Raw genomic sequence first — 12,827 nt, 5'->3', positions numbered from 1 at the left:
CGATCGACTGCAACATCCACCAATTAAACCTTACTTAATCAATGATCGCAATGCATGGACAGGCAAATCTATTTTAGTATCATTGGATAGATTCCCGTTCAATGTTCCCCATTGCAAACTATCTAAACGGACAGATGATTTTCCTTCAGTTTTGATATTCAGAAGACCTACTTTGGCTTCAGGTCCCTTCCTATTGAAATAAACTTCTGAATTGTTTGCCACAATATCTGCACTTTGATAATTCGTACGCGGAAGTCCCAAAACACTATTCGTTGTGTTAGCAAATAAACGACCGACAAGAGAATTCCCCTTACTGTCCGTCCCGCCAAGATCATCAATAGTGGAATTTGTCAGGTTCAGATTCAATGTATTTATAACGGATTTCTCCGCAAGGGAAAATACCTCAACGCTATCACCTACGACAGTCAATTCGTTCAACCTGGCGGACAACTCGTTAATACCCGCATTTTTTAATTTTAAAACCCTAAGATCAGGTGAAAAAATATAGATTGAATTATACCCCCCGTCTCCTCCTGATAAAAGATCTAAGGTAAGATTGCCAGATTGATCGACATTCGCTTTCACAAAGTCGGCTTGACTTTTATTAACTTTAACCATAAACTTATCGCTTTTCACCCAATACAACCCTACACCGCTTGCATTGGTACCTACAATATAAAGCTTATCGAAAGCTGCCAAGGGGAACGACCGGTAATAAACATCCTTTGCACCTGGCTTGGATACCTCCTGCTCAACATCAGCATTATATTTTTTCGCATCCACTCGATTTATACGAACAAGGTAGGACGCGACAAGCATCGGAACCGCGAATAAGCCTATTGCTAATCCCATTATTATTTTTGTACTTAATTTCATGACTCATTTTGATTAAAATTCTGACTTACAAACCGTCTATAACGTTGCTCTAACTCATCCAGACCGATTTCCAATAAATAAATATTACGAAAAAACAAGGGAAGATCTTCTTCTAGAAAAATTGCCTTTCTATATAACTTCACATTCTTCACCGATTCTTGTGTCAGAAAAAAACCGATCCCGCGCTTATTAGCTATAATTTCTTTCTGCTGCAACATATCATAGGTCCGCATAACAGTATTGGGGTTAACCTCCATCTGAACTGCCAATTCCCTTACTGAGGGGAGTTTTTCATCCACTTTCCAGGTCGCTAGCAAAATATGATCACATACGTACTCAGCAATCTGAAGGTAAATGGCTTTATTTGCATTGAACTCCATATTAAATCTCCTTTTCTTTCAACCTTAAAAAAGCAACCGCCCAAATCATTATGGCAAGCAACACTCCTACAGCGCCGATCAATGCAAAAATATGATTTGAATCAGACCAATAGTTATTATCCATTGTACCTACGGTATCCTGGGTCTGAGTCTTCATTAAGTAAACAAAAAGACACATCCAAACTACACAGTAAAGCACAAGAAAAATAGCCGTCTTTACATATTGATAGTTTTGGTAGACGATCCCACCAAGTAAGAAAATTGCATTCAGAAGAATTGGTACAAAACAAAAATAATAAGCCGGTTCAGGGTATTGAACCTTGAAAAAGTACTGCCATAGATCCACACTGACCGTCTCTCCTGATGGCTGTACTTCATTTACAACCACAGAACCAACGCTCCTCAAATAAGAAACAAATGCCAAATCGATCAAATAAAAGACCAATAAATATGAACCAATACTCACGACAACCGTATAGAATAAGCTGACCAGAAACTTTTCCAATTGTGACGCTGGAATCATCAGCTCAAAAATCGCCCGGGTCTTCTTCCCTAAATCAGCAAAATAACTGCTCGAGATAACCGTTACAAAAAAGAGTCCCAAGATACAAAACAACGGTGCTCTGAAATTTAGCAACGAATAAACAATATTCTTTTTGATATCATCATAATTTGATCCCAAATTAACTGCATAAAAACCAAAAATTACCCCGGCAATAATCCCTATTGACATCAGATAAATTCGCCCAAAACCAATCCATTGTCTTCGAATCAGTCCAAAAAAACGCGTAGCATTAAATAGATTTGACATATTCATCATGTTTAATAAGGTCCGTAATTTTTTCCTTGCACTGTAACACTGCATTAAATAGCAACTCCAAATCCAGTTTCGAATCTTCTGCCGCCGAGTTTGGAAGAATAACATTAAAACCGCCTACTCCTTCTTCGGAATAAAGTGTATCCAAAGGCAACTCTCTTACTTTTTTAAAGCATAAGCGATCAGTAATCACATGCATCGGAGCGTTGAGTGCAACCTTATGATCATCAAGTAAAATAACAGCATCAATAAGATTATCCAGATCACGCACCTGATGTATGGAGATAATTACACATCGATCATCAGTAATGGCAGAAGCCATGATCTTTCGAAACTGAACCTTAGAAGGAATATCCAAACCATTCGTTGGCTCATCCATGATGATCACTTTTGTGTTAGACGCTAAACCGAAAGAAATAATATATTTCTTTTTCTGTCCATAACTCATGTTTGCTAATTTTTGCTCAATGGGAATATCGAACTCACGAATAAGCTGATCAAAATATACCTGATCGAAGTTGGGGTAAAACCCTGCATTAGCCTTCAGAAACTGTTCTGATTTTACGGCAGGGAGATAAAACTCTTCCGGAATAAAACTAATCTCCCTTAACAAGGAAGGTTCCCTTCGATTAGGGTTATGCCCCAACACATCAACTTGCCCCGAAACAGGATATACCAAACCGGCAATATTCTTAAGCAAAGTTGATTTGCCAGCACCATTCTTTCCCAATAGGCCATAGATATGCCCCTGCTTCAATTCAAGATCCATATGAAGAAAAAGGGGCCATGATTTACTATAGCTGAAATTTAGATTTTGGATAGTAACCATACTACTGTATTATTTAATTAATACACTAATATAGAAACGGATTTTGTATAATTCCAAAAACATTTTAAAAAAAACACAGGCAGAGCTTTGCTTACGCTCAGGCATTATTTTAATTTAATAGCACAGATCGGACATAATAAAACATATACATTCAATTTATATAATAAACATAATACTATGATAAACAAATTGTTATTATAATAAATTATGAAATTCGTAATCGAATAAAACATCATTTTTATCGATGTGCATTATCCTTAAAAACAACACGCAAATCGCAACCACCTTCAAAAACCCGAAATAGCCGCATTCTCAGCTAAAACAAATCAAAACCACACAAACCCTTCGGGAATGACAAACATCACCTCAGAGAGGCTAAAAACAACTAAAAATAAAGCATACAGACGATCATTAGTTATTCACAAGCGAATACCTTCGTTCTCGATCATTTGGACGGCCTATTTGGTCCAGCTAATCGTTATTCTCCGCCTGATAGATAAACGGCGAATTACACATAACAACAGCATTAACCAAGAGTTAAAAACAACACAAAGCAACCTAATAACCAAAACAATAAAGTACTTATATAAAGTAAAAATACATATAAATACAAGTCCTTTGATCAGAAGACGTAGACAATTAATGAAAAACCAGCATCTATTCTATAAGCTGGTATAGTTTAAAATAGCTTTAAATCTATTTTATTACCATCTTTGTTTTCATGATGAATTACATTTATCCCTTCATTCTAGCGATGCATTCTTTATGGAGATGGGAAGTACTGATTATACTAGCAATTAGTCTTTCAACCTTTTTTTATAAGAAAAAACAGCAGCTTCTATTCTCCCCTATCGATCAATTTCTTGTAAAAACCACGGTTATTTCTTTCTATATTCAGCTAGTTTTAGGTATTAATCTCTATATACTGAGCCCCATCACACAGTACTTCCTACGACATTTCGACGAAGCAGTCCACCTGAGGCAAATTCGCTTCTTCAGTATGGAGCACAGTAGCATGATGATTATGGCTGCAATTTGCCTGACATTGGGTGCCCATAAAAGCAAAAACGCCGATACAAACGATCGACGTTTTAAAACATTATTAATCTGGTTTGGACTAGCTTTACTGATTATCCTTAGTTCTATTCCTTGGGAATTCTCTCCCTTGACAAGCAGACCGAGTTTTCGATCATTTTAATTAGCTATTTTTCCAGTTGGCTTTTCTTTTATTACGCATGGCATCCATTCCCTCCTTGAAATCATTGGTTTTACGCAAATCTGCCAAGCTCTCTAAGAGAAAGTTATACTTATCATCATAATCTTGCTCTTTTAGCCTTCGCAGTGCAACAAAACCTCTCGATATAGCCAAAGGAGCATTTTTAAGAATAGTTTCTCTCAATTCAACCAAGGCAGTTTCTTCAACATCCAAAATTCCGGACAGAATACCCTTATCCAGCGCATCTCCCGCAGAAAAAGAATCTCCCCTGATACAAAGATCCATCGCTTTTCTTTCAGGCATATATTCCATTAGCAAGGCCAACACCTGAAATGGAAAGAGTCCGATTTTTACTTCTGGCAAAGAAAAACGTACATGTGGCAGTGCAAACAAATAAGTGCAAGATAATGCAATCAAAAAACCACCTGCAATAACATCTCCCCTAACAACACAGATTGAAGGCTTATCTAAACAGGCAAATATTTCTGCCAAAGACTTTTCAACCTTTGGAATTGCCGGATTACCAATATCTACTGTAGGATCCTCAAAAGCTTTAAGATCCATACCCGCACAGAACACCGGACCTTCAGCCTCTATTTGTACTAAACGAATATCGGGATTGCTATTCGCCAGATTCAATGCATAGGCAATTTCGTTCACCATAGTCGGACTAAAAGCATTTCTTTTATCCGAACGAGCTAGCGTCAAATTGAACACATGCTGCTCAACGTGCACCTTTATAAAATTCAGTTTTTCCATCTCAAAAATCCCTACAAAATCATTTGCCTGAAGCTATGCTCCAATCCGAGTATTTCAGCATCAGTTCCTCGTCCAAAATAACGCAACAAGAGTTCTGAAGGTATATTGCCAACCAAATCATCTTTTGCAAATGGACAACCGCCATAACCAAGCAATGCGCCTTCAAATTTACGGCAACCTGCGAGATAAGCGGCTTCAATCTTAGCAAGACTCTCCGCTTGCCTCGCATGAAAATGTGCACCTATTTCCAGTTTTGGAAAACTGGCTTTAACAAAAGTGAATAATGCTGAAATCTGATTCGCATCGGCTTCTGAAGTTGTGTCTGCCAAAGAAAATTCCCGGATACCCAGATCGTATAATTTCCCAATCCATTCTTCTACCAAAAGTGGGGACCACGGATCCTTGTATGGGTTCCCAAAAGCCATGCTAATATAAATAACTAAAGATTTATGATTAGCGTCTGCCAAAAGTTTCATTTCTTTTACTTGCTGATAAGAAGCCGCCAAGCCCATATTGGTATTTCGACGTTGAAATGTTTCCGATATTGAAAATGGATACCCTAAAAAGTCGATTTTTTCCTCTAGAACGGCTTCTTCTACTCCCCGAAGATTGGCGACAATCGCCAATAACTTCACTTTTTCATTCTTTCTGATTCCTTCCAGGACTGCTTTTGTATCCGCCAACTGCGGAACTGCTTTCGGCGAAACGAAAGATCCAAAATCAATAACATCAAACAGCTCACTTTCGATTAACGTATTGATATGTTTAATTTTCTTATCTGTCTCAATAAAGTTATGAAGCCCTTGAACAGCGTCTCTTGGGCAATCAACCAATACAACTTGATCCCTCATCATATGCTATAAAATATCTTTCTCAATCTCTCTGGCGATCACCATTTTCTGAATACTTGAAGTCCCTTCACCTATGGTACATAGTTTAGCATCTCTAAAAAACTTCTCGGCAGGATAGTCCTTTGTAAATCCATAACCACCAAAGATCTGCACAGATTCATTCGAGACACTAACAGCAGCCTCCGACGCATAAAGTTTAGCCATCGCTCCAATTTTAGAAACACGGTCCCCATGATCCTTTAAATAGCCCGCCTGCCTCGTTAACAATTCGCTTGCCTCTACTTGTGTAGCCATATCTGCAAGTGCAAAAGAAACTGCCTGAAATTCGTAAATCTTTTTCCCAAATTGCTCACGCTCGTGTGCATATTTCAGCGCACACTCGTAAGCTCCGCGGGCAATACCCAAAGAAAGTGCCGCAATCGAAATACGTCCGCCATCCAATAATTTTAAAGCCTGTACAAAGCCCTGTCCTTCCTCACCGATGAGTTGATCCCGATGAATCCGACAATTATCAAAAAAAAGACAGGCAGTTTCTGAGGCACGCATCCCCAATTTATTTTCTTTCTTTCCCGCAGTAAATCCAGGTGTACCTTTCTCAACAATGAAAGCCGACATCCCTTTTTTATCCCCCTTAGCCCCAGTTCGTGCAATAACGACAGCAACACTAGAACTGATGGCATGCGTGATAAAATTTTTAGAACCATTTAACACGTAATGATCACCATCTCTCTCCGCAAATGTCGTCATTCCACCGGCGTCAGAACCGGAACCGGTTTCTGTAAGCCCCCAGGCACCGATCCATTCAGCTGTCGCCAACTTTGGAAGATAACGTTTCTTCTGTTCTTCACTGGCAAAGCTTAATATATGATTTGTGCACAAGGAATTATGCGCCGCCACAGAAAGTCCGATTGAACCACATACCTTGGAGATTTCATCCAAAACGGTAATGTATTCCTGATACCCGAGCCCTGATCCGCCATATTCTTCAGGAACGATTACTCCCATAAAACCGTGTTCGCCTAACTTTTTAAAAACTTCTATTGGAAATATTTGGGCTTCGTCCCATTCCATCACATAAGGTTTGATATGATACTGTGCAAAATCTCGTGCACTTTGTCTGATCATATCCATTTGTTGTTTATTTTCAATAAACATAAGCATGAATATTAAATTTACAATCGGTAATTCAATTCAAATATATCAAAATATTTAGGAATAAAATTGCAAATATTTTAAAATTTTATTTTAAATTTATCTAAAAATAAGAAATTCTTAATTTAACAGTTTTTAAAACCAAGATTATAAATTATGAAGGAGCTACTCGCATTACTTCGCCAAAAAAGAGAAAATTTAAAATTCGGTGGCGGCATCGATAAAATAAAAAAACTGAAAGAAAAAGGCAAAATGTCAGCCTGGGAAAGAATAGAATATCTACTGGACCCAGACCGTGAGTATCTTGAAATAGGCATGTTTGCCGGCGAAGGAATGTACAAAGAACATGGTGGATGCATAAACGCAGGATGCGCAGCGGTACTGGGTTATGTAAAATCCAAACTATGCGTCATTGTCTCCAACGACGCGACTGTCAAAGCTGGGGCATGGTTCCCAATTTCTGCCAAGAAAAATCTACGCGCACAAGAAATTGCTATGGAAAACAACTTGCCAATTATCTATTTAGTAGATTCCGCCGGTGTATTTTTACCGCTACAAGATGAAATCTTTCCGGACAAAGAACATTTTGGACGTATATTCCGTAACAATGCCCGAATGTCCTCCATGGGAATACCTCAAATTGCAGCAATTATGGGAAGTTGCGTAGCAGGTGGCGCTTATTTACCTATTATGTCCGACTACGCCTTTATCGTCGAAGGAACGGGATCTGTATTTTTAGCAGGCCCTTACTTGGTCAAATCTGCGATAGGTGAAACTGTAGATGCAGAAACACTCGGCGGAGCTTCTACCCATTCGGAGATATCCGGCGTAACAGACAATAAATTTCCCGACGACCAAAGTTGTTTAGATGCTATAAAAAATGTTATCGATAAAATCGGTGGAAATCTAAAAGCTAATTTCGACAGAAAGATAAGCCTACCCCCAAAAACTGATCCGAGTAAAATAGTAGAGATTCTTCCCGAAGACAGGACAAAACCTTATCGCATGCAGGATATCCTGAATGCAATTGTAGACGCAGAAACTTTAGAAGAATACAAGCCAGATTATGGAAAAACCATTGTATGCGGCCTCGCCCGCATAGATGGCTGGGCTGTCGGGATCGTTGCTAATCAACGCGAGATCATTAAAGCCAAAAAACCTGGCAACACCATGGAAATGCAGATGGGCGGGGTTATCTATAGTGATTCAGCAGATAAGGCGGCGCGCTTCATCATGAATTGCAACCAGCAGCGCATTCCACTTGTTTTTTTTCAGGACGTCACTGGTTTTATGGTAGGGAGCCGATCTGAACAAGGGGGGATTATCAAAGACGGCGCAAAAATGGTCAATGCAATGGCCAACTCCGTAGTCCCAAAATTTACATTTATTGTCGGAAACAGTTATGGCGCAGGAAATTATGCAATGTGTGGAAAAGCGTATGACCCACGACTAATCTACGCTTGGCCTACCGCCCAAATGGCAGTCATGAGCGGTGCCGCAGCAGGCAAAACACTGTTTAAAATCCAAGAATCAGCTTTAAAGGCCAAAGGTCAAGAAATTAATGAAGAAGAGAAAAACGACCTCCTTAAATCCATCGAAGACCGGTACAACGAGCAATTGAGCCCATATTACGCTGCTGCGAGACTATGGGTTGATGGAATTATAGCACCTGAAGAAACACGAAAAGTTATCAGCATGGGAATTGAAGCTGCCAACGAAAAACCTATCTTAGACCGGTATAATGTAGGTGTTATACAGGTCTGAGTGGAGTAAAGTTAAATTCGAAAACCCCTCAAACGGCAAACTTCGTCATCTGAGGGGTTTTTAAATTAGCTATTTTATAGCTATATTTAGGATCTTCTCCAGATTTTGCTAATCGCTTCAAAGTCCAACAAAGATTCTCGATTCCGCATAATGTCTACTGACACCGCTTTTTCTACGGGTATCCCCGAAAAGATTTTCTTAATAGGCAGCTCCAGTTTTTTGCCGCTTAACGTATAAGGAATAGCCGCTACTTGAAAAATATCGTCAGGCACATGTCGCGGACTATATTGCTGCCGAAGCACCCGTTTAATCTCACCTTTTAACATGTCATTCAATAAGCCAGTGTCCAATTGAACAAAAAGCAACATATCAGATGATCCATCTTCATGATCTACGCAAATAACCAAACTATCCAAGACCCCCTCGGTTCTATTTAAAACATTATAGATCTCCGCAGTACCAATACGTACGCCGCCACGGTTCAGAGTTGCATCTGAACGCCCGTACATAATTACTCCATCATGGTCAGTAATCTTAATCCAGTCACCATGACTCCAAACACCGCTATATTTATCAAAATAACTATCGAAGTATTTTTTATTCGCCCCATCGTTCCAAAAATAGATGGGCATGCAGGGCATGGGAGCTAAAATAACGAGTTCTCCAACCTCCCCATAAAGTGGATGACCATTCTCATCAAATGCTTCTATCTTAGCTCCTAAGGTGCGGCATTGAATCTCTCCTGCATAAACATCACGCAAAGTGCACCCCGAAAGAAAGGCGCTGCAAACGTCTGTACCACCACTTAATGAGACAATTTGACTTTTTGGAAACTGTACATTTAGCCATTCAAACACATCTGGCGGAAGTGGTGAGCCTGTTGACCCTATTGTTTTCGGCTGATAAGCCATGGATTTTAAATCTTGATCTTGACAGGAGATGAGATAAGCAGCCCCAACGCCAAAATGATCCACCTTACTTTCTTGTGCAAACCTCCATAAACTCAATTTGTCGGGATAATTCGTAGCTCCATCATATATACACAATGTATTTCCCATTAAAAGGGCCGAAAGCGCATAATTCCACATCATCCATCCTGTAGTAGAATACCACATAAATCGATCGCCGTCTTGCACATTTTGATGCAGTCCAAGTGCTTTCATATGTTCCAGCAGCATACCACCAACTCCATGTGTAATGGCTTTAGGCTTCCCGGTAGTTCCCGAAGAATACAAAATCCATATTGGAGCATCAAAAGGCATTGCCGTAAATTGGAGCTTAACTTGTGTAAGATCCTTTTTCAGAATCTCTTCCCAAATAGGATCATCAATCAAAACACAAGCCACTAATGATGGTAGCCGCTGCGAAAGTTGCTGAATACTTTCCGCCTTTTCAAAAAGACGTCCATTATAGTAATAACTGGAATTTGCGAAGAGTACTTTGGGTTCAATCTGCTCAAAACGTTCCTGAATACTTGCCTCCCCAAAGTCGGGCGAACAACAGGACCAAACCGCACCGATGGAATTAGCAGCCAAAAATAACGCAACTGCTTCGATGCCATTAATCAATACACCAGCTACACGATCTCCACTTTGTACACCTAATTCTTTCAAATAGACTTGGAGTCTGAGAACCATGGATTCCAACTCAGTCCATGACACCTCTCTTTTAGCATGCTGTTCAGATTGAAAGATTAATGCAGGACGCTTTTCCGTTGTGTTCCGAAATACGTGTTCAGCATAATTCAAAGTAGCCCCACTAAACCACTTTGTCCCAATAAAGCTTGTGGAATCTGCCGGTAACTCGACAATGTTTGTAGGAGCTGAATGAAATTTTAAATTAAAATAGGCGGCTATACTCTTCCAAAAATTAGCCAGTTCCGTCGTTGACCATGCCCAAAGGTCCTGATAGGATGGAAAGAATAAGCCATGCTCATTCTCCACATATTGTTTAAACTTATTGATCTCAGCTAGAGATTTTTGCTCTTCTGTTGGGCTCCAGAGTAATTTTCCCATAATAGTTAGCTATAAAACGGTTATATTCAAACTTAGGTAAATTTACGTGTTTATGCAATTTTAAATAGCTATAACGCCCTATAACAACACACTGTATTTTCGGATTAAATACAGATGTTAAATTATAATACTTCAATAGCCGTATTCATTTCTACCGGATGCCCCGTGCACAAAAGTATCCTTCCTTGTTCAACTTCGCGATCTGTTAAAACCTCATTATAATCCATTCTTACTTTACCTCTTGTACACTGTGAAATACAGGTACTACACATACCGGATTTACAAGAATACGGCAACTTAATTTTATGTTCCAGCCCGATGTCCAAAATAGATTTGTTATATGGCACTTCAAGATTATAGGTTTTACCTTGAAAATATAATTCGATAGCATAGGTCGTTGTATCAACTTCCTTTTCGGTCTCGTCATCATCATCCTCTTCATTTTCGGGCAATAGAAATGTCTCTCGTTTTATCTGATTGGAATCAAATCCCATCCCCAAAAGGGTAAAACGACATAGATCCATATAAATCACAGGACCGCAGGTATAAAACAAGGCATCTTCCTTATTTCCAAACAAATGATCGTTAACAATAGCATGTATATAATCTCTATTCAACCTGGCCTTCATCAAGTTTTTACTATTGGAGTAAATCCACACAATTGTTAAACGATCAGGAAATCGGTCTGCCCAACCCTCCAATTCGGATCGAAACGGTGTTAATTCCAGCGTACTATTACTGTAAATTAACACTATTTTAGACTTACTTTCCGCAAGAAGCGCTGTTTTGAGAATAGCGTACAAGGGTGTGATGCCAATTCCAGCAGCAAACAAAAATAAGGTCCGAATCTTTTCCGGTTCAGGTTCATATACAAACAAACCCTGAGGTTCCATCGCGTTGACGATATCCCCCTCCACAATAGTATGGTGGAGCAGTCGAGATATTTCCCCATTTTCGACACGCTTAACAGTGATGCTTAAGGGCTCATTATTATCCGGCGAACTATTAAAAGAATAAGAACGACGTACCTCACGGTCACCAAACACAAAAGAAAGCGTAATAAACTGCCCAGCTTTATAGGAAGGATAGTCTCCTGCTATAGACTCAAGCTGAAAAGTAAGGTTATTATTAGGTTGGGGGATGATTTTTGAAATCCTTAATGTATACATAGATCAAACTTAGCTAAATTTGATTTTATAAACAATTATAATTCTTTAGCCAACCTGTCCTATAACTGCCATGAAATGCCTTTAAAACAATAGAAATTAGGGGTAGCAAAATTACCGTACATCAAAATTCGAAACAAAGTATGCTGCTCTACAGATGAATTTATAACAATTTTGTTGTATTACAATTAACAGACAATTCTTGGACAATATTTGCAAAATTTCACGTTATATTTATATCAAAACTAATCACAATAAGATTATATGCAAACACGCAGAAACTTCCTTCAAAATGCAGCAAAAGCTACGCTAGGCATCGCTGTATCTGGATCAATATTACAAGATATTGCTTCCGCGAAAGCTACTGAATTACATGCCGCTACCTTAAAGTTTTCCCAAGTAAAATTACCATTCAGTTATGCCGCTTTGGAGCCTAATATTGATGCGTTGACGATGGAAATCCATTATACAAAGCACCATATGGCCTATATTAATGCCGTTAACGAAGCCATTCTTGCTGAAAACATCAAGGAAGCCTCAGAGGAGCAACTTCTAGCAAACATATCTAAGTACTCTCCAAAAGCAAGGAATAATGCTGGAGGAGCCTGGAACCATAACTTTTTTTGGGAAAGCCTGTCCGATAAGCCGAGCCAGCCATCCGAAAAATTATTGACTATGATCAATAAGACATTTGGTTCTCTAGACAAATTCAAAGAACAGTTTGCCGCTGCAGCAACCTCACGATTCGGTTCGGGATGGGCCTGGTTGCTTTTGGATGACTCAGGTAACTTAAAAATTAGCTCTACTCCAAACCAAGACAATCCTTTAATGGATGTTGCAGAGGTAAAAGGTATTCCCATTTTAGGTCTTGATGTATGGGAGCATGCTTATTACCTGCACTATCAAAACAAAAGAGCTGATTATATTAAAAATTGGTGGAATATTGTGAATTGGAAAAAAGTCAATGAAAGACTAGCATAAAAAAAGAGGCTGTCTCAAAAA

12 protein-coding genes are annotated in these 12,827 nt (G+C 39.1%); 3 read left to right on the top strand and 9 right to left on the bottom strand.

Features of this window, described 5'->3' with window-relative positions:
• Window positions 1–30 precede the first annotated feature (30 nt).
• From B3297_RS07160 to B3297_RS07145, 4 genes are read right to left on the bottom strand one after another with little or no spacing between them, the layout of a single operon-like run.
• Window positions 31–876: a hypothetical protein gene (locus tag B3297_RS07160; RefSeq protein WP_286778674.1), complete on the bottom strand. Its 846-nt coding sequence runs from the start codon at window positions 874–876 to the stop codon at window positions 31–33.
• Window positions 873–1,256, bottom strand: a complete 384-nt coding sequence (locus B3297_RS07155) for a GntR family transcriptional regulator (protein WP_070567719.1) — start codon at window positions 1,254–1,256, stop codon at window positions 873–875. The genes B3297_RS07160 and B3297_RS07155 overlap by 4 nt, the downstream gene beginning before the upstream one ends.
• A gap of 1 nt (window position 1,257) precedes the next feature.
• Entirely contained in the window at window positions 1,258–2,067 is an 810-nt protein-coding gene (locus tag B3297_RS07150) for a hypothetical protein (RefSeq protein ID WP_146753185.1), read from the bottom strand.
• Window positions 2,051–2,902, bottom strand: coding sequence for an ATP-binding cassette domain-containing protein (locus B3297_RS07145; protein WP_286778673.1), 852 nt, complete (start codon window positions 2,900–2,902; stop codon window positions 2,051–2,053). Before B3297_RS07145 ends, B3297_RS07150 begins: the two co-directional genes overlap by 17 nt.
• A gap of 721 nt (window positions 2,903–3,623) precedes the next feature.
• On the opposite strand from B3297_RS07145, the gene B3297_RS07140 reads away from it, so the two are divergent.
• Window positions 3,624–4,100 carry a hypothetical protein gene (locus tag B3297_RS07140; RefSeq protein ID WP_083296033.1) on the top strand — a complete coding sequence of 159 codons (477 nt, stop codon included), beginning with the start codon at window positions 3,624–3,626 and terminating at the stop codon, window positions 4,098–4,100.
• On the opposite strand, the gene B3297_RS07135 is transcribed toward B3297_RS07140, so the two are convergent.
• The 3 genes from B3297_RS07135 to B3297_RS07125 are packed head-to-tail and all read right to left on the bottom strand — an operon-like array spanning window position 4,101 to window position 6,883.
• Window positions 4,101–4,877, bottom strand: coding sequence for an enoyl-CoA hydratase/isomerase family protein (locus B3297_RS07135; RefSeq protein WP_070567727.1), 777 nt, complete (start codon window positions 4,875–4,877; stop codon window positions 4,101–4,103).
• An 11-nt stretch (window positions 4,878–4,888) separates the two neighbouring features.
• Window positions 4,889–5,731, bottom strand: coding sequence for a hydroxymethylglutaryl-CoA lyase (locus B3297_RS07130; protein ID WP_112376131.1), 843 nt, complete (start codon window positions 5,729–5,731; stop codon window positions 4,889–4,891).
• A 3-nt stretch (window positions 5,732–5,734) separates the two neighbouring features.
• On the bottom strand, window positions 5,735–6,883 hold the full coding sequence (locus tag B3297_RS07125) for an acyl-CoA dehydrogenase family protein (protein WP_070567729.1): 1,149 nt from the start codon (window positions 6,881–6,883) through the stop codon (window positions 5,735–5,737).
• A gap of 153 nt (window positions 6,884–7,036) precedes the next feature.
• On the opposite strand from B3297_RS07125, the gene B3297_RS07120 reads away from it, so the two are divergent.
• Complete coding sequence (locus B3297_RS07120; protein WP_286778672.1) at window positions 7,037–8,644, top strand: acyl-CoA carboxylase subunit beta; 1,608 nt, start codon at window positions 7,037–7,039, stop codon at window positions 8,642–8,644.
• Window positions 8,645–8,730: 86 nt separating this feature from the next.
• On the opposite strand, the gene B3297_RS07115 is transcribed toward B3297_RS07120, so the two are convergent.
• Together B3297_RS07115 and B3297_RS07110 are read right to left on the bottom strand one after the other, a co-directional pair.
• On the bottom strand, window positions 8,731–10,659 hold the full coding sequence (locus tag B3297_RS07115; RefSeq protein WP_115050683.1) for an acetoacetate--CoA ligase: 1,929 nt from the start codon (window positions 10,657–10,659) through the stop codon (window positions 8,731–8,733).
• A gap of 122 nt (window positions 10,660–10,781) precedes the next feature.
• Window positions 10,782–11,828: a ferredoxin--NADP reductase gene (locus B3297_RS07110; RefSeq protein WP_115050681.1), complete on the bottom strand. Its 1,047-nt coding sequence runs from the start codon at window positions 11,826–11,828 to the stop codon at window positions 10,782–10,784.
• A gap of 261 nt (window positions 11,829–12,089) precedes the next feature.
• Here B3297_RS07110 and B3297_RS07105 point away from each other — a divergent pair, with 261 nt between their 5' ends.
• Window positions 12,090–12,806 carry a superoxide dismutase gene (locus B3297_RS07105; RefSeq protein WP_115050679.1) on the top strand — a complete coding sequence of 239 codons (717 nt, stop codon included), beginning with the start codon at window positions 12,090–12,092 and terminating at the stop codon, window positions 12,804–12,806.
• Window positions 12,807–12,827 lie beyond the last annotated feature (21 nt).

Source organism: Sphingobacterium sp. UBA3519 (genome assembly GCF_002377215.1).
Classification (GTDB): domain Bacteria; phylum Bacteroidota; class Bacteroidia; order Sphingobacteriales; family Sphingobacteriaceae; genus Sphingobacterium; species Sphingobacterium multivorum.
The sequence above is the reverse complement of the archived record's forward strand: the minus strand, read 5'-3'. Positions and strand labels throughout refer to the sequence as shown.